Here is an 18,839-nt window from a genome sequence, read left to right as displayed (position 1 = left end):
CAATTTGAAGGGACCTTGTTTTTATGGAGCTGCATTGGATGTCGGCCCTGTTGTTTGCGGTGTCGTGCAACGCTGACAGCCTGGTGGCCGGATTGTCTTTTGGAATGAAAAAAATGCCGATCCGATGGTACTCAAATCTGATCGTCGGGATGATCTCCCTGATCGGAACCGTCCTGTCCATGGTATTCGGAAAAAGTATTCTCCACTTTCTTCCGGAAAGCCTTGCCAGCATTCTCGGCTGTATCATCATTATGCTGATCGGCGCCGTCGGCTTAATTCACTTTCTGATCGATCATTTTATCCGGAAAAAGCCGGAAGAAACCGTCGTCAGCGAATTAAGCCTCAAAAAAACCATTTTTCTTGGTTTTGCCCTGACACTCAATAACGCCGGACTGGGAATCGGCGCCAGTATCACCGGGCTTCCGGTTTTTTCCACTGTGCTCTGCTCATTCCTCGTCTGCATGCTGTTTTTATATCTGGGAAACTGGATCGGCCGTTCCCGTCTCTCTGATTTTGTCGGCAGCTTTGCGGAGCCCCTCGCCGATTTATTGATGATCGGTCTCGGTGTCTATGAGATTTTCTACTGATCTGAAGGACTTCTCTTATGTCATTCCGCCTTTGTCCTGGGATTTCGTTTCCGCGCCGTCGGATAATGATTGATAAGATCCGCATAGCGGAAACAAGTCTCCAGGTGATCGTTGATGATCCCGCAAGCTTGCAAATGAGAATACACCGTAACAGAACCCAGATACCGGAATCCACGCTTTTTCAAATCCTGGCTCACCTGATCTGACAGCGCGTTTTTCGCGGGAAGAATCCCCTTCTGATGCCCTGCATAAAGAAGGGTTTTTCCTTTGGAAAATTTCCAGATATATTGGCTGAAGGTACCGTACTCCTCTCGGATTCTCAGAAAGGACTTTGCATTTTGAATCACAGCAGCTATTTTTCTGGGGGACCGAATCATCCCCTCAGTGGATAAAATCCGCTCCTGATCCGCCTCGCCGTAACCTGCTATTTTTTCATAATCAAAATCCTCAAAACATTGGCGGAAGATCTCTCTTTTTTGAATCATCATGTTCCAGTTCAAGCCGCACTGCATTACCTCTAATGTCAGAAATTCAAACTGCTTTCTGTCGTCAAAAAGCGGAACCCCCCATTCTTCATCGTGGTATTTCATCATCTTCTCATTGCATAAGCACCATCCGCAGCGTTCCATATTTTCTCCTCTGCCTCTTTCATCAAGCTCCGCTCCCCGCTTCTTTTCAGGCGGCAATCCTCGTGTTTCTATCTCCGTGTTCCACTCCCGCAAAATGCAAAATTCTATACCGCCTTCTTCTGCGCCGACACAATCAGCATCATGGGCCTCCGCATTTCATCCGCCATTCCTGGAATCGAAAGCATGTCCTCCGGCGGTTGCGGTTCAATGATATTCCTCAGCTCAAAACCGTTCTCAAGCAAAGTATTCAGATAGGTCGTCAGCGTTCTGTGATATTTGACCACATGCTCCCCAAGAAACACCGCATCCCTTTGTCCTTCGTAAAAATAGCGATCCACTGGATAGTGGAGGATCGTCCCTTCCTTATCATAATACCAGTCCTGAGTACCATGAGCGGTAAAGACAGGGTGCTCCACAGAAAATACAAACCTGCCGTTGGAGCGGACCCACCGGCTGACCTCCTTCGCCAACGCACGGAAATCTCTCACATAATGAAAAGCAAGGGAACTGATCACGATATCAAAAGATTCAGCAGGAAAACTCAAGTCCTCCATAGCGGCGCATCGGTATTCAATGCCTTCATGACTGTTTTTTTCGGCGGCCACGGCAAGCATTCTTTCAGAAATGTCAATGCCCAGCACATGTTTTGCGCCGTGTTGGGCCGCATACAGGCAATGCCATCCATAGCCGCAGCCCAGGTCCAGCACTTCTTTATCCTCAAAGTCGGGCAAAACTTTTTGAAGCTCTGTCCATTCTCCGGCTCCTTTCAGCCCCTTTTGGGACCGGTCCATCTCGCTGTATTTTTGAAAAAAGATCTCGTCGTCATATTTATTTTCTTTCATTTAATTTTCCTCCTATTTTCCGTTGCGGATTGATACGCGTTTGCCGCAAGCGTTTGATTCATCATCCGCCTCTCCCCAGCAGCTTTCAGGCCTTTCGTGGATACAGGCGGCTCGCGCTTTTCTTGATTGTATCATACCCGTTCTTGCCGTGCTACCAGAAGATTTTACTGTCCGGGTTTTGCCCTGCTTCTATGGGACATGAGTTCTCGGCCTGTGTTGTCCTTATTTATGTCTGTCGTTTTCTCCCGCCATCGGAGGCCGGGAGAGTTTATGACCCGCTGCCATATGCTCTCCGCCGTGCTTCCTCCGTCAGGGCTTAAGCCCGGTCCTGATCCCGCAGCCGGTTAGCAGTCAGGATTCTTTCTGGTCTCAAAATTTCTCCGGCAGATCCACTCGGTACAAAGATCCATGGCCCCCCGGCAGGCATTGGTTTCATCCAAAGAATTCAACATAACAAAATCGTGGATAATCGCCTGAAACCGTGCCGCAATCACCGGTACCTGAGCGGATCGGAGCTTTCTGGCATAAGCTTCACCCTCATCCCGCAGAACGTCCGCCTCCCCATTGATAATCATGGCCTCCGGAAGTCCCCGAAGCTGGGAGACATCAGCCCGCAGCGGAGATGCAAAGATTTGATTGCGGTCTCTTTGGGAAGGTGCGTACTGGTTCCAAAACCATTTCATGCCGTCCCGGTACAGGTAATAGCCTTCCGCAAACATACAATAGGATTCCGTGTCGAAACAGGCATTCGTCACCGGGTAAAACAACAGCTGTTTTTGGATCCTGGGTCCTTTACGGAACTTAGCCAGCAAGGTCATCGCAATGGCAAGCGTGCCCCCTGCGCTGTCGCCTGCCACAGTCAAAGTCTCCGGATTCATGGTACATCCAATCTGGGAAACCAGCTCCGGCAGACTTCCGAGAATGGCATAGCACTGTTCGATGGCAATAGGATATCTGGCCTCCGGCGCCCTGGCGTATTCCGGAAAAATCACGATACATCCGGTTCTTGCCGCCAGTTCCCGGACCAGTTTTTCATGGGTATGAAAACTTCCAAAAACCCAGCCGGCTCCGTGAATGTAGTAGATCACATCCGCCGGGTTGCAGACATTTTCTGGTTTTACCAGGTAAACCGGCACACGTCCCCACCGTTTGGTTATAACTGCTGTGTTATCGATCTGAGCCGGCCACATACAGATAGGCGAGTCCTGCGTCTCTTCCAGTACCTTCCGCCCCTCCGCCGGCGGAAGCTGATAAATTCTAGGACACGTTTCGCTGGCAATGCTGACTGCCTCAGCGGCCGGTTCCAACTGTACTGCTCGTTTCATAAAAAGCTCCTTATTCTGATCGCTATATATTATCTTATGCTTTCGGAGCTTTTCGGTTCAAATCGGGGCGGCCGCTCAATTTTCTTTTCCATCTGGAAGTTGGTCAGCAGGACGCCTCTTCTCTCCACCTGCTGCTCTTTTCTCACCCGGTATCCTCTTTTCTCAAAAAACGGCCGCGCCGTGAGAGAGGCATGTACCAGGATGCACCCCTCTGCTACAGCGCTCTCCAACCGGTCGCAGATAGCCGTGGCGATCCCCTGTCCCTGATACGTTTTATGGATATAAAGCCGGTCCAGATAGCCGGTTGAATCGATGTCTCCGAAACCGACAATCTCCCGGCCTTTTACCGCGACAATACTCCTGTGCTCCAGGAGCGACCGGTTCCATTCTTCCCGATCGATCCGACCGGCAGCCCACGCCTGAATTTGTTCCGGACTGTAGTCTCTTGCGTTGACCGTGTGGACAGTGTCATAAAATAGCTGTTCAATTTGAGACAAATCATCGGGACGGTATGCTCTTAGAATAATTTCTGGATCTTTCATGTTGTATCCAATTCTCCTTTCAGACAGGCTGGTTTTCTAGCCCGTTGAACTCTGCTTCGTTCTACTAAAAAGGATTCCGCTCTGCGAAATTCTGCCCCGCAATTTGTCGCGTCAGCGACATCTTCCCTTGCATTTGCGTACCCTAAGGGGCAGACCCTGTGCCTCCATAGCGGAGCGTTTTTTTGTTTACTGTGAAAGTCCCGGCAAGCGGCGGTGTGAATGGGCAAGCTTGCTTGCCGCTTCGCACCGACATTTGACGGGCAAGCCGGTATGAACAAGAAGGCCGTAAGGCCGGATTGTGAATACCGGCGGCGATTGCGGGAGTGCACAGCACGAAGCAATCGACTTTCATTCATGGTGATGTCTGCGTAAGCAGACATGTCTGTTTCATAGGGAATTCCAAAGGAATTTCCTATGAAACAAAAAAACCTGCCGGAACTGAAGCCCGCGGCAGGTCATCGGCAAATTCAGATACCTCCTCGTTTGACCGGAGATCCGGGATCCTGATGAAATGATATTTTCCCAAAATCCAATCGTTGTCTCACTGATAAATTTTATGCTGAAACCACGTTCGCCTTATTGCATCTCAGAAAAAAATATCAGCCTTTCTTTCTCAATTTTCGCGTGATATAAGGCGGCATCTGCATTCTTAAATAATACATTAAAATCAGCCCCGTCCTGCGGAAAGAAAGCAACGCCTATGCTGTTTGTGCAGACATATCCATCCACCTCCAAGCGGGTCAGCTGAATTAACTTTCCGCGCAGCCATTGGGTGTTGGCGAAATCCTGAACAAACACAATAAATTCGTCCCCGCCAAACCGCCCCACAATATCAGACTTCCGAAATGCCTTTTTGATATGCTGCGAGACTGTCAGTATAATCTTGTCGCCTTCGCTGTGACCGTACTGATCATTAAAATTTTTAAAATTATCAATATCCAATACGACCAAGGCATGTTTTTCGTGCTGTCTCTGTTCCATGACTTGGTTTATGAGAGCGATGGTATGCCCTTTATTATAGAGGCCCGTAAAGTTATCTAAGTGGATGGCGTTCTTCAGGCGTTCCGTCTTTTCTTTGATATCCCGGATATCCGTGATCACTCCCACCATTCTCACAGGCTTTCCGTTTTCCAATATGGGCACCACGTCCACTCTGCACCACACATATTCGGATCCCCCTGCCTTCATGCGCGCCTCGTATGTAGCCGGAATGCCGCTCAAAACATGCCGAAAGGCTCCCTCGATCACGTCCATATCATCCGGATGAGAAAAATATTCGCTTACCGCCAGCCGGTACGATTCCGGATCCAATTGGCTATACGGCCTTACATCCTTTAAAATTTTTTCTCCGGAAATGCCGAATATCACTTCCGCATTTTCAAAAAAAGTATATAACTGCCGCAGCAAATCAACCTCAAAGATGCAAATCTTGGCAGCTTTCAAGGCAATTTGCAGCCGCTCTTTGTACTGCTTTATCTCGTCCATGTTACATTAACTCCTCAATTCCATACTGCTTTTAACCGCTGTCCGTGTGGGATTTGTCGCAATTTTACTTTCCTGGCGTTGAATCTGAATCATTTAATAAGGAATTTTCACCCCTGCGCTTCTTTTTTATATTCAGACAATCCCAATTTTGATTTGTTCCGTATCATTATAACTGATAATGGATGAAAATCAAAGGATTTCTGAAAAACAAAAACAGATATGCCGTTCTCTACATAAAAATGGTCCGCGCCTATCTGTTTTATTGTAACGATGCCACTGTTTAACACCTAACCAGAACAACCGGGGACATGGGCATTTACATCGGATTCCAAAACCTGTATCCATTTTTCTGAGGCGGCCTAATTTTCTCCCTTTTGCAGAAAAAACGCTATCTGCTCCATGGATTCGGATCAGCCTTCAACTGCTCCCCGGCAAGGATCGCGACGGGTGGGCAAAGTCTCCCATGCCGTCATTGTTTTCACCATTAGTACATCCTTTCCACACCCGTCCAGTACGATTGCCGTTGGCTTCTCCTCTGCATCATCCACTCATAGGGCACACTTCCCGCTTTTCCGGGCACTTATCTCCTCCTGGCAGCTGCTGTTCCCCTGCATCACAAAAAAATGAAAAGACATTGCGCCGGTTCATTTACCAAATTGACAAGAAAAATAGTACATGTAATCATTATCCGAACGGACTTCTCCTCTTTCAAATTCTTGGATAGGAATAACGCTCATTGAGTCATTATCATAAATTAGTGCTACCAGGCCCTGCTCCTCCTCATATTTTATTTCGGTTTTCTCTTCTATTTGTGTTGCACTTCTTCCATAATAAGCCCTATCTTGCACATCATCAAGAATTGGAATATCCGTTGATAGTTTTGAAAAATCATCTGCAAGAACCACTTTTACGGTAAACTTTTCAAAATCCGGAACAATGATCATCATCCCATTCGACGGCGCCCCAGTGTCCTCAAAGGATGCCACCATTTTTTCCTTACTGATTCGTTCTCCCGACTGATACTCTGAAATATAAAGCGTTAATGTTTTGAATTGATCGCTTGCCGTATATCGAAAGAGGAATGCGCCGTCTACTCCAGATAGCAGCTGTGCAGTTTTCATTTCTACACTGTCCTGATCTACCGCAAGAATGTAATTTTGCGGCCGGATAAACTGGTAAATACCGACTCCAATCGTTGCGGTGGCAAGAATGGCAAGAATAATAAGAACCGCAATAACCCGTTTTAAGTGTTTCTGCCGCTGCTTACTGTCCGTGGCTACTTGAATCAAGTTATCCTCCGATTTTTTTCTTATATTCTCCTGACTAATATCCTCACCTGCTACAAATTCATTGATCCCAATACCTAACAAATCACACAGTTCCATATAGACGGAGACATCTGGCAGGCACACGCCGCGTTCCCATTTTGAAACAGACTTATCACTCATGCCAAGTTTCTCGGCGACTTGTTTCTGAGTCAGGCCCAGGCCCTTCCGCTTTACTGCAATATATTTCCCAATCTTAACTAGATCCATATAATTGCCTCCTTATGGATTACCTTCTTGAAATAATTGTATAATGATTGGGAGATAATTAACACCCCTCAGAGGTAGAGTTATGTATCATCTGGATTGCAGAAAGAAATATTCGCGCTTTATTTCTACGATTTGCTTCATTTATTTGGTTGATTCCAGTTTGCTCACATCCCGATCGGCTTTGATGCGTCTGGAATCGCTGTCGTTTTCTCCCGCAGACGCTGCGGCTGTCCGGATCACTCGGATTTAGGCTGATTCCCGTTTTCTCGCTCAACTGATTGTTTTTGCGTTTCAGCTGGGCGGTATATCGATTGATCAACGTGGATCGTTTTTACTTAAATATCTGTGAGTTGACTTTTTTATAAGATACTTTGCGGTTTTTCAGTGGGTTAATTCATCTCTTCCAGATTGAGCGAAATAGGTTCTTTTGGTTTGAATTTGGATAGAAGCGCAACCGTCTCCACATGAGTACCAAATTAAAACATATCCCCACAAAATCACGGAAATATGGGCAATATTTCTACAGTACAAAGACTGTTCGTGCAACCCTTTTCCCACAAATTTTCATTTTTTCTCTGAAGTGATGGTTTCAAAAACGTTCTACTCTATGTCTACTTTTCATTTTGCATTTTGTAATTATTTGCAGCCCAACTAATTGCAGTTTTTTGCAATTCTTCCAACAGTTCAAGATGTTTGTTGTAATTTATATTGTTTAAGCATCTACGTTTTTCAGTGAGTTTTATAACATTGCTCGCTTTTTCTTCCATTCCAGTTTCTCGTTCTGTTCCAATAATAACTTGTCCCTCATCAGATAAAAACAATTCTAATGATTTGAAGATGCTTTTTAAATTATCAGCATCCTGTCCTTGCTGATTAGGCGTATCAACCACATAAAAATTGAATGGGCTGTATGCTCTGCTTAAATTATAAAGATATAGTGCAGATTGGTACATATAAACCAAGCGTGGAGTTTCACTGCCCGTACGGTTTATTATTTGAACAAAATCTCTCAGTTGTATAAAAGTCTTTGGAAGATTTATTGCATCTGCCAATGTACGACAATAGCCTTCTATATCCTCGCGTATATTTTTAGAACGCTCTTTTGATTTCTGTTCATTTATCTTCTCGTCAATAAGTGCAATTTTTGAAACATAGGAATCGATTTCTCTTTGAATGTCATCTAACTGTGTTTTACAAGATTCATATATTTCATATTGCCCTTTATTCTTATAAAATGAAGAATATGATAAAAGCTCCTGAGAATTTTGTATTTTCTGCTTATTCGACTGAATTTCTAAAGAAACAGCTTTATTCTTTTCTTTAAATTCCTCTAATTTTCCTATAGAAACAGATATACTATTTTTTAATTCTTCAATAAGTTTTTCGCAATGAGCATAGTCAGACGTTATGTTTAATTGATTATCTAACCCATTGGAATAAATAGTACCACAAATTGGGCAAACCAACTCATCGTCTTGGCTCATTGCGTACTCAATGTCTTTTTGGGTTTCCGCAAGACTATGTTCTACTGTATGCAATTTATGTTGATTAACATATATATCATTTTCTAAAACTGTCATCTCTGCATTGTAAGAAAATTGCACTTTTCTTAATTCTTCCGTTTTAGCGAGCAAAGACTCAATATTTGTTGTAACTTCATCAACGGATTCCAAATCCTCTATTTGCATTAATGTAGATGATATACGAGAAACGAAGTTTTGATTGTAATTTAATTCTTTTTTCTTGTCATCTTTTATAAGTGTTTGTTCTGTTTTTTGTGCTTGAAGCTTGTAATAAGTATCATCAAGGTATCCACAAACATATTTATTTGTGTTTGGTTTCCAATCCTTAATGTATCCAACATTATTAAAGGAATCTGCTATTTTACTCCATCCGTCATCTTGATCAATATACTGAAATCTAAATAGTAACGGTGGTGTAACATTGAATTGTTTTCCATCTTTAGAAATGCAAGGCATATTGATTTCCAAAATACCCATTAAGCAATTGCTGTATTCGTGAAATGCTTCCGTTTCTATAACACAAGAATAAGTATCGCCAGAATATTCAAAAATCTGAAATTTTTTTCCTTGACGAACAATACATAATTGTTTTTCACCATAATTGAAAAACAACAAATAAGAAGAAATAAGTTTTTTCCAATCAGCTTCAACGCTTTTACATTCACACCCTAAAGTCGTAAATATACTTTTAATAATTGAAGATTTTCCTGTTTTATTTCCACCTAAAATAATATTAAGTCCATTTTCAAAAGGAACCTCTAACGAGCGAGACTCACTTTGACTGATTACTATCAGTTTTTTTATCGTTAGCCTTTTCATTATTTTTGTTCTCCTGTTGCTTTCGTAAATTTCTAATTAGCATCTTATACTTTTGCTCTTGTTTAATTGTTTCTACTATATTTTTGCTCATAATACAACACCTCAACTAACGATTTATCAAGTGACTCTGATAACAGATTATTCTTCTTTAGTTCTTGACTACACAATCTTTTCAATTCATCATCAAATCCGACTGTATCTGATGTTTCAAAATATGTAGAAATCACTTGTCGCAACACTACAACAATCTCTTGGTATTTTACATCATTAACATCAAGCCATCTCGCATCGTGAAGTGTTTTTGCGGCTTCAATACGACGAATATTTTTTTTCGTTAAGGACTGATTTAATAAATACTGGTAAAATTCATCATAATTGCCACTGTTTTTTATATTACCATCAATTTTTCTGCCTATTTGAGCAACATCGATTCCTTTTTTCTCAACTAAGCGTTTCATACTAATAGGTACTTTAATTTTTTCTTTACTTTTTTTTCTCACATCATTTAGCAATTGTTGGAAAATAAAATTTGCTGTATTTGTCGGAATATTTTTATCGGCTAAGTGATTGAAAAATTCTCCCTTAGTTTGATTTTCATATGCCGCTAATTGCAAATCGGATTTATGAACAAAAGTATTTTGTATAAACGCATCAAATACAGAATCGAAATTGCTTGGCATATCATTGGTAAATTCATCTTTTATTCTGTCTTTGATTTTTTGATATAGTGTAATGTCTTCTACTTGTAACTTCTTGCCGTCTTCAATAACTGCCTGCCAAGATAAAACTTCCTTATCAAAATCATTGTTTGATACAAAATGGCAATGTGAACACTCTGTGCTAAAAGTTAGATAATTGTAAAAAACAAATCCTAAAAAAGACTTTTTATAGCCACCACTTTTCTTTTTTTCACGTTTAGACATTTCTGCAATAGTCCAATCAGATGGGTCTTCCTTTGTTTTTATTTGATAAAACTGATACTGCTGATTATCGGGAGAAAACTCTGCCATATCATCGTGAAATTCACAAAAGACAATACACTCTGCATCATCTTGAAGTTTACCTATTATATGGCACACAATCCAATGGACTTGATATTCGAATCTGTTATAGGAGTCAGAACCTGCTTGCTCACGCTGTTCAACGGTAAGTACAATACTCATAAATTAAGACTCCTTTCATTTTTATTCCATTTCATAATGAAGTTCCACTGTTCTTGCCATTCATCTTCATTCACTATTGCCTCAAATACAGGCTCAAGGAATTTCTGTATTTCATCAATCACAATAGTAAATTCTAGCGTGTCATCTTTAATATTCTTCAAGAAATATTTCCACCGCTTCTGCATATCCTCATCTTCGGCAAGGGCAACAATCCGTTTGAAGCTATCTCTGTCATAAGGAGTGCCACGCCGCTGCAAGGTATCAAAGATAGCTGCTTGCAATTTAGCTCCCTCAAAATCGAATGTTCTTGAAAGATAATAAATATCGTAAAAATCTTTCATTCTGCCTGTTAGCTCAAAACGTTGCAGAATGGCATCAAACTTTTCAGCAATGGTACTTTCAATGGAATATGTTTTTATTACAGGAGCTTCAAAGTCTGGAAGCTGAGTATTGATTTTACGCTGTTCTGCCTTTGGTACAATAACATCTCCTACACCTATATCGACATTGAACGGTACTCGTACATTCTTTATCTGTCCAATAATCTGTGTGCTGATACCGTGATACTTTCTCTGCGGAGAAATCTCCTCAAAACCTTTTGCAGTCATCTTGATATAATCATTGCCCGTCGGTGTGTCAATTATTTTGCAAATCAAATCCTTAACATTGTCTATTGAATTTGAATATCCACGTAGCAGGAAATCAACATCAATGGTGGCTCGGCTTTCAAAGTTTGTAAGAGTATAGATAAACAGCCCGCCTTTTAATACAAGAAAATCATCGTATCCAGATTTCGAAAGTTTTCTCAAAAATTCCTCCTGCATAAAAAGCTGTAGACACTGCTGATAACTAATTCCAGAAGCCTTTGCTTTATTTCTAAGCTTTGCCAAAACAGACGCTGCTATATCTGCCATTACAACCACACTCCAATCAATTCTTTTACACGCTTTTGCACACGCAAAACTTTCGCATATGCCATAAGATTCGGTATATTCTTTTTAGGGTCTTTTACATAGCCCTGTACTGCTTTATTAAAAATCTCCTTATCCATCTTGTTCATATTTCGCAGCACATCGCAAATAGTACGGTCACGGTCATAAATGCGGACTTTGTGGAAATCAATTTCACCCTCGGTTTCGCCCAGCGTAACAAACTCTGACTCTACACGATATGCTTTTATAAACGGATAATCGATTTTTGTTCGCCGCTTAGAGACATTTTTATCTATTGCAAAGTTCCATTCGATAGGATTTCTATCACTGTATCTATAATAAAATAGGGCAGTCTCCATACAGAGCACTGCATCGGGAAACAATCGATTGATAATGACAACTTCGCTTTCTCCACAACCTTGAGTCCAATGATAGTAACCTCGCCTGACTCTTTCAATCAATCCTTCGTCTAAAAGTTGTTTTATATCTGCATAGTATAACTTTGAAGCTGTAAGTTCAGCAGTAGTCATAACATAATTATGGCTACTAAACAACATTCTCAGTGTCTCAATATCTTTATTCTGAAGCATATCCTCACCTCTATTTAATCACCCTTAATCAAATTAATGATTTGGCACTTTACTATATTGTACTCGATTTTCCTCTTTGAGTCAATAATAGCAAAGTGAACGCTTTTAATTATATCAACTGGGCAGTTTAGCACAAAATCTCCCCTCTGCTTTTTTAACTGGATAAAATATTGGTTAACAAAAAGACAAATATGTAAAAAAATAAGCGTACCACTGTTTTTAATGATACGCTCATCATTATTAAATTACCTCAAAATGTCTCAATGCATCTTTGATTGCTTCTACCTTTTCTGGTGTAGGGTGTTTCCTCGGCTGTTTTAATTCCTCTACCGCATTTGGAGCATCATACATCGGCAAGCCTAAATCTCTCTTAACCTCCGCAATATATGCAGTATGTACTTTGAAGCCGTATTTTGCTTCTATGTACTCTTTTATCATTTTGTAAGTAACTCGCTCTTTTGGCTTATAGGTTTCTGCCCTTTCGGAGATTGCCTTTAACGGCACTTTGCCCTCACCCTCGCCAAACTCGACTTTTACGTTGATATGACTGTCTGGTTTTTTGTGGGAAAGCAGTACTACCGTCTCCACATTCGCCGTCCCTGGGAACATATCCACGCACATCACCCTCTCCACCTGGTAACCTCCTGCCAGGCAGATCTCCAAATCTCTAGCCAGCGAAGTCGGTTTACAGCTGATATACACCATCCGCTCTACCCCGTATTTCAAAATCTTCTCCATTGCCTTTGGATGAATCCCATCTCTCGGCGGGTCCAGTACGATCATATCTGGTTTTTCTTCGATGGTATCCAGTACCTTCAGCACATCCCCAGCAAGAAACTTGCAGTTGGATAGCCCATTCTCCGCGGCATTCTGCCGGGCTGCCTCCACGGCTTCTTCCACAATCTCCACTCCAATGACTTCCTCGGCCACAGGAGCGAGAATCTGGGCAATCGTCCCGGTTCCGCTGTACAGGTCAAACACACGCTGCCCCTTAATTGCTCCCACAAACTCGCGGGCGGCACGGTAAAGCACCTCGGCTCCGGCGGAATTTGTCTGGAAAAAGGAAAACGGTGTGATGCGAAACCGAAGCCCCAGGAGTTCTTCATAAAAATAATTCTTACCAAACAAGGTATGGACCTTCTCACACTTCACCACATCGGCCACACTCCCGTTCTCCCCATGCAAAATTCCGGCTATTGTGCCGTCCAAAGGCAGTGACAGAAGTGTCTCTGCAAAGTCTGGCTCTACCACATATCCCGGAACCGTTACCAGCAGAATTAAAAGCTCTCCGGTCTTCCACCCTTTCCGCACCACGAGATGCCGCAGAATCCCGGTTTTCAGCATTTTTTTATAAAAGGGAACCTGCTTGTCCCCAAAATAATTCAGCACCGCTTTTAAAATTTTCCGATAATCTTCATCCACGATCCGGCATCCGTCCACATTGACAATATCATAAAAGCTTCCGCGCTTGTGCAATCCTAACGTCATCGGGCCGTCCTTCACCGCATCCCCGAAAGAAAACTCCATTTTATTCCGGTATTCCGCCGGACGGGGGCTTGGCAGGATTCCTTCCAAAGAAAAAGCTTCTCCCAACACCGGCCGAAGCAAGGCCGCCACCTGTTCCGCTTTGATCTTCAACTGTTCCTCATAGGGAATTGTCTGGTAACAGCAGCCTCCGCACTGTCCAAAATGCGGGCAGGGTTCCGCCGTCTCCACCGGAGATTTTTCCAAAATCTCCAACACTCTTCCCTCCAGCCTCTTTTCTCCGCCTTTGGTCACCATAACGGCGACTTTCTGGCCGGGCAGTACGTTTTTCACTGTCATTTTCCGCCCGTCTATATGTAAAATCCCCTTGTTCGGGAAATTCAGCTTCTCTACAATACCTTCTATTCTTGTGCCCTTTTTCATTAAAATAAAAGCTCCTTACTCTTTTTATTACGATTTTTCACTGTACGATAAAAACAACGGATCATATGATTTCCGCACGATGAAGCAGAGATCCCCCGCCTTTCTCTTATCTGCCGCCTCTTGATTGAACCAAGTGTGCGCTTTGCGCACACCCGCCGGAGCACCGCTGCGCCAGCGGTTATTTTCCTTAGTACGGAAGCCCCAAGGGGACGGCCCTGCGCCTCCTTAGCGGAGCGCTTTTTATTCGATAGGCAATTCCAAAGGAATTTCCTATCGAATAAAAAAGAGGCTGCTGCACATTCTGCAGCAGCCCCTATCTCATTTTGGCCATGTTCTTACTTTTCAGGCTTATCGTCTTTTTCCTCAGACTCATCGTCATCATCTTCAAAGAACTCATCCATATCGTCATCATCAAAGTAGATATCGTCATCAAAGTCATCGAAGTCGTCCTTGATAAAGAAACGATACACGCCGTAAGCAATCGCCGCAACGGCTGCCACAATTCCAATGATCGTCAGAATCGTGCAGACTACATGCTTTGTTTTCTGATCTTCCTCTTGCTTATGCAAAAGACTGTTCAGTTTGCTGGCTGCCAGCATCTCTTCAACTTTACTCATCGTACTTATTCACCCTTTCCTGGATTGGATTTTATAAAAGGAATCCGTGTTTCCATCAAATCCCTTTTATATGGTAGTAGTATACCATCTTTTGGAGAAATTTACTATAAAAATGTTATAAATTTTTTTATTTTTTCCCTTTGCGCCGTCACACTTTCACCAATTTGGCAAAAGAGGCAAACAGTTTCTTCACGCCGGCCCGGTCGAACTGAACCGTCACCTCAAAATCTCTCTTGCCATTCTCCACATCCAGTACGGTTCCTTCACCGAATTTCACATGACGCACCCGGTCTCCTTTTCCATAGTCCAGGCTGGAGGTCTTTTCCACTGTAAACTGTTTTCCCAGATAAGCAGCCGTGGTCTGCGAGGTCAAAACCGTAGGCTTCGGCCGGTAGGCCCCGCCATGTCCCTTCTCCAAAGCCGACACTCCGTCCTTTTTCTTGACCGGACGGTCCTCTCCGGCAAGAAGCTGCTTCGGGATCTCCTCGATAAAGCGTGACACCCGGCTTAGCCTGGTCTCGCCGTTCGTCATTCTCTGCCTCGCAGCAGTCAGCGTCAGTTCCTCTCTGGCACGCGTGATTCCCACATAGCAAAGACGCCGCTCCTCTTCAATGTCCGTCGGGTCATCCGACATGATCGAAAGGCTGCTGGGAAAGAGACCATCCTCCATGCCGCTCAGATATACTCTGGGAAATTCCAGTCCCTTTGCGCTGTGAAGGGTCATAAGTACCACCCGCTCCTCCTCCGGATCCAAGCTGTCCACCTCGGCGACCAGCGCAACTTCTTCCAGGAACCGGCCCAAAGCGCCTGCATCCTCTGGCTCATCGCCGAAATCCGCCGCTTTATTGACCAGCTCCTGCAAGTTCTCCAGACGGGTCTGAGACTCCACCGTATTTTCTGCCTCCAGCTCCGCCCGGTAACCCGTCGAATCCAGCACGCTTTCCAGCAAATCTTTGACAGTCAAAAATTCGGCTTGGCTGCGCAGGGTCTGGATCTGATGGATGAAATCCTGAATCTTGCCGGCCGCTTTTCCCAGAGACGGCACACGCTCCGCCTCAGTCAGAGCGTCATAAAAGCTCATACCATAGTCGGCAGCATAAGCCGCCACCTTGTTAATGCTGGTCTGCCCGATTCCGCGCCGCGGCACATTGATGATCCGCTGTACCGCCAGATCGTCCTGTCCGTTATCGATTGTTTTCAGATAACAAACAATGTCCTTGATTTCCTTTCGCTGATAGAAGTTCACCCCGCCGACCAAACGGTAAGGGAGGTTGTGAGATACACATTTTTCTTCCAACAGACGGGACTGGGCATTGGTACGGTATAAAACCGCACATTTTCCAAAAGGATATTTCTCCTTGTTCTTCAAAATATCCCGGACAATCCCTTCCGCCTCATCGTAGGCAGTCTCATACTGGCGCAGAGAAACCTTGACGCCTTCTTCATTTTCCGTCCAGAGCGCTTTCTCTTTGCGCCCCTGATTATTCCGGATTACGTGATTTGCCACTTCCAGAATATTTTTCGTGGACCGGTAATTTTGCTCCAGCTTGACCACCTTCGCGCCGGGAAAAGTTTTCTCAAAGTCTAAAATATTCTGGATGTTCGCACCGCGGAACTTGTAGATCGACTGATCATCGTCGCCGACCACGCAGAGGTTCTTGTGGGCTCTCGCCAAGAAAGAAAGCAGGCGGAACTGGGCAGTGTTGGTGTCCTGGTATTCGTCCACCATGATATAGCGGAACCGTTCTTGATAATCCGACAAAATCTCACTGTGCAGTTCAAAAAGTTCTACGGTCTTCACCAGCAGATCATCAAAGTCCATGGCGTTATTGCTTCTCAGCTGGCTCTGATACTCCGCATAGATATCCGCCACCCGTGTCTTACGAAAATCTCCGGCAGCCATGGAATAGAAAGCGTCCGAGGAAATCAGCTCATTTTTAGCCGAGGAAATCTGCCCCAGCATCGCCTTTTCCTTATAAATCTTCGGATCCACATCCAGCTTTTTCAACACTTGCTTCATCAAGGTTTTTTGGTCGTCGCCGTCGTAAATACTGAAATTATTGGTATAGCCCAAAAGCTCTGCATGGCGGCGCAGAATCCTTACGCACATGGAATGGAACGTGGAAACCCAAACCTGACTTGCACCATGCCCCACCAAGTCATCGACACGCTCCCGCATCTCCTCCGCAGCCTTATTAGTGAAAGTAATCGCTAAAATGTTCCACGGAGCCACATGTTTTTCATGGATCAGATAAGCAATCCGATGCGTCAAAGCTCTGGTTTTTCCAGAACCCGCCCCAGCCAGTATAAGAACAGGACCCTCGGTGGCAAACACCGCTTCCCGTTGTTTTTCATTTAATGTATCATAAATCGTACTCATGAAATATCTCCTTCATGTCCGTTTTCTTTCGGAAAATTTACCGGGTATGCCGGCCTGATCTTCAAAGTCCCCTATTCTCCACAGCGTCCTCTGACAGGCCGGGCCTTCCAATTACCGCTGCATCCCATTTGATTCAGGAACGTACACAAAGATAAGACCCCTGCCATTTGGGAGGAATCTTATCTTTGAACAGATGCGGACCTCATGCTTGCTCCGCAATCCAGATGAATCGAAACTTAACGCAGCTTATATCCACAATTTGGGCAAAAATTAGCTCCGCCTGCCGCCGTACCACAGTTCGGACAAAAATTCGGTGCAGATCCGCCTGCCGGCTTTGCCCCTGCCGGCGCAGAACCGGTAAAGTTCTGTCTGATCGCCTGTTTCGCAATCTCCTGCACATCTTCCGGATAAGATACATTCTGTATGTAGAATTCATCAACGGCAATTCCAATATCCCGCATCTGCATATCCAGGTCTTCGCAGATTCCCTTGGCAATCTCAGCCGAACTGGCCTGAAGGTGAAAGATGTCCTTTCCCTCCTGCACAATCCACTTCATCAAAAGCGGATCCAGGCAGGCGGACACCCGATCTTTCACATCGCCGACCGCATAAAGCTGGCGGACACCGGCGACCTGGTCAATCAGGCTGATGTAATCGCATACCCGACACTGAAAGGTACCAAACGCGCGGATCGGAAGCCCGCCGGGAAGTCCGTCCAGAGGGATCATGATTGCTCCTCTGGTCCCCCACTTTACCGTAAAATCCTTGACATTGACGAAGAGGACTTCCGCACGGAGGCTGGAACGAAAACCAAACCGAAAATTTTTCAGTGTAGACAAAACCGGGACGATATCTGACTCTATGTCATAACTGCCCTCATCCTGAAAAATCCCCTCGATTTTTCCGTCCACCATGAAAATGGCATCCTGTCCGGCCCGGACCACCAGGCGGCTGCCCTTCTTGATCTCCGTATCCGGCCACTTCCAAAAAATCGTATCGCTGTTACATTCTTCCCACTCGATCACGGAGGAACCGCCGAACAATCCCATTCTTTATTTCCCCAACTTTGCTTTTAATGCGGCAAGTTCATCATCCACAGCTGAAGCCGGCGCGGAATCGTATTTTTCTGCCAGCGCGTCAATGCCATCCGGATCCGACGCGGTCTGGTTCAGCTCCGACATCGCATTGGCCTCATCCAACATCCGATTGGCCTTTGCCTCCATCCGGTCAAATGCGGACATATTCTCCTGGCTTCCCGCCACGCTGGCCCCGATCTTGTTGATCTTCTCCTGAGTCTTTGCCACCGCAATCTTAGCCTTGATCGAATCTTTTCTTGCGTTCAGCGCAGCGATATCCTTGCAAAGCTTATCGTGCATCTGACGCATCTTAGCCGCGTTATCGGCTGCTGCCGCATAGGTCTGCGCCAGGTTTGCCCTGGTCTCCGTCAGCTGGCTCTTCTTCTCCAGGAACTTCCTGGCATCCGCGTCGTTTCCGGCCATGATCGCTTTTTCCGCGTAAGTCTGCATCTTCGCGATTTCTTTGTCACAGTCGTCCAGAGCCCGCTTCGAACGGGTCTCCTCCGCCATAACCGAAGCCGTCTCTGCCTTTACCTTTCCCAGATCACTCTCCAGATTTCTCAGATACTGATCAATCATCTTGGAAGGGTCTTCCATCTTATCTAACAAAGCGTTAATATTGGCCGACATAATGTCGGAAAATCTTTGAATGATTCCCATCGCTCTATCCCTCCTGTGGTATGAAACCTTTTGTCTATGATCATATCATATTCCAGATTCGCTGTCCATGGTTCTTTCCGACAAAAGTTTGATTTCTCCCTATGATTGCGGTTCCAAAGTTGCTATGATATAATATCGTCAGGCAGCGCGCCCGGAAGCTTCCCTGTTACGGATCGAGGAAACTCCCTGTAACGATTGATCCGAGCGCCAGCCGAAACAGCCTCGC

The 18,839-nt window shown here is 44.5% G+C and carries 16 protein-coding genes; 1 reads left to right on the top strand and 15 read right to left on the bottom strand.

All coding sequences use genetic code 11. The features are described from left to right. The first annotated feature begins 23 nt into the window (after nucleotides 1-23). Complete coding sequence (locus MUB23_RS11740) at nucleotides 24-587, top strand: manganese efflux pump MntP (protein WP_244800721.1); 564 nt, start codon at nucleotides 24-26, stop codon at nucleotides 585-587. A gap of 20 nt (nucleotides 588-607) precedes the next feature. Here the strand turns inward: MUB23_RS11740 and MUB23_RS11735 are convergent, their stop codons facing one another. From MUB23_RS11735 to MUB23_RS11665, 15 genes are all read right to left on the bottom strand, one after another. Further along, nucleotides 608-1,216, bottom strand: a complete 609-nt coding sequence (locus MUB23_RS11735) for a DNA-3-methyladenine glycosylase I (protein WP_244800720.1) — start codon at nucleotides 1,214-1,216, stop codon at nucleotides 608-610. A 104-nt stretch (nucleotides 1,217-1,320) separates the two neighbouring features. Beyond that, nucleotides 1,321-2,058, bottom strand: coding sequence for a class I SAM-dependent methyltransferase (locus tag MUB23_RS11730; protein ID WP_244800719.1), 738 nt, complete (start codon nucleotides 2,056-2,058; stop codon nucleotides 1,321-1,323). A 344-nt stretch (nucleotides 2,059-2,402) separates the two neighbouring features. Next, a complete protein-coding gene (locus MUB23_RS11725) occupies nucleotides 2,403-3,383 on the bottom strand; it encodes an alpha/beta hydrolase (RefSeq protein WP_244800718.1) in 981 nt (326 codons plus the stop codon). Nucleotides 3,384-3,412: 29 nt separating this feature from the next. Next, a complete protein-coding gene (locus MUB23_RS11720; RefSeq protein WP_244800717.1) occupies nucleotides 3,413-3,925 on the bottom strand; it encodes a GNAT family N-acetyltransferase in 513 nt (170 codons plus the stop codon). 576 nt (nucleotides 3,926-4,501) lie between these two features. Next, nucleotides 4,502-5,410, bottom strand: coding sequence for a GGDEF domain-containing protein (locus tag MUB23_RS11715; protein ID WP_244800716.1), 909 nt, complete (start codon nucleotides 5,408-5,410; stop codon nucleotides 4,502-4,504). A 644-nt stretch (nucleotides 5,411-6,054) separates the two neighbouring features. Next, the gene (locus MUB23_RS11710; protein ID WP_244800715.1) at nucleotides 6,055-6,945 is read right to left on the bottom strand and encodes a helix-turn-helix domain-containing protein; all 891 of its coding nucleotides are present in this window, start codon (nucleotides 6,943-6,945) and stop codon (nucleotides 6,055-6,057) included. 611 nt (nucleotides 6,946-7,556) lie between these two features. Further along, nucleotides 7,557-9,287, bottom strand: a complete 1,731-nt coding sequence (locus MUB23_RS11705; protein WP_244800714.1) for a hypothetical protein — start codon at nucleotides 9,285-9,287, stop codon at nucleotides 7,557-7,559. Nucleotides 9,288-9,349: 62 nt separating this feature from the next. Continuing rightward, nucleotides 9,350-10,450 (bottom strand): dsDNA nuclease domain-containing protein, encoded by a 1,101-nt coding sequence (locus MUB23_RS11700; protein ID WP_244800712.1) that lies wholly within the window; start codon nucleotides 10,448-10,450, stop codon nucleotides 9,350-9,352. After that, a complete protein-coding gene (locus MUB23_RS11695) occupies nucleotides 10,447-11,364 on the bottom strand; it encodes a nucleotidyl transferase AbiEii/AbiGii toxin family protein (protein ID WP_244800710.1) in 918 nt (305 codons plus the stop codon). The genes MUB23_RS11700 and MUB23_RS11695 overlap by 4 nt, the downstream gene beginning before the upstream one ends. Further along, nucleotides 11,364-11,972: a type IV toxin-antitoxin system AbiEi family antitoxin domain-containing protein gene (locus MUB23_RS11690; protein ID WP_244800708.1), complete on the bottom strand. Its 609-nt coding sequence runs from the start codon at nucleotides 11,970-11,972 to the stop codon at nucleotides 11,364-11,366. The genes MUB23_RS11695 and MUB23_RS11690 overlap by 1 nt, the downstream gene beginning before the upstream one ends. Before the next feature lie 240 nt (nucleotides 11,973-12,212). Further along, entirely contained in the window at nucleotides 12,213-13,880 is a 1,668-nt protein-coding gene (gene rlmD / locus MUB23_RS11685) for a 23S rRNA (uracil(1939)-C(5))-methyltransferase RlmD (protein ID WP_244800706.1), read from the bottom strand. A gap of 335 nt (nucleotides 13,881-14,215) precedes the next feature. After that, nucleotides 14,216-14,497, bottom strand: a complete 282-nt coding sequence (locus MUB23_RS11680) for a DUF4366 domain-containing protein (protein WP_244800705.1) — start codon at nucleotides 14,495-14,497, stop codon at nucleotides 14,216-14,218. A gap of 148 nt (nucleotides 14,498-14,645) precedes the next feature. Continuing rightward, nucleotides 14,646-16,877, bottom strand: a complete 2,232-nt coding sequence (gene pcrA / locus MUB23_RS11675; protein WP_244800703.1) for a DNA helicase PcrA — start codon at nucleotides 16,875-16,877, stop codon at nucleotides 14,646-14,648. A gap of 236 nt (nucleotides 16,878-17,113) precedes the next feature. Continuing rightward, nucleotides 17,114-17,926, bottom strand: coding sequence for an SPFH domain-containing protein (locus tag MUB23_RS11670; RefSeq protein ID WP_244800701.1), 813 nt, complete (start codon nucleotides 17,924-17,926; stop codon nucleotides 17,114-17,116). Between the two features lie 3 nt (nucleotides 17,927-17,929). Next, the gene (locus MUB23_RS11665; protein WP_244800699.1) at nucleotides 17,930-18,613 is read right to left on the bottom strand and encodes a PspA/IM30 family protein; all 684 of its coding nucleotides are present in this window, start codon (nucleotides 18,611-18,613) and stop codon (nucleotides 17,930-17,932) included. Nucleotides 18,614-18,839 lie beyond the last annotated feature (226 nt).

The sequence above is a fragment of the Cuneatibacter sp. NSJ-177 genome, assembly GCF_022867805.1.
Taxonomy (GTDB): domain Bacteria; phylum Bacillota; class Clostridia; order Lachnospirales; family Lachnospiraceae; genus Pseudolachnospira.
The sequence above is the reverse complement of the archived record's forward strand: the minus strand, read 5'-3'. Positions and strand labels throughout refer to the sequence as shown.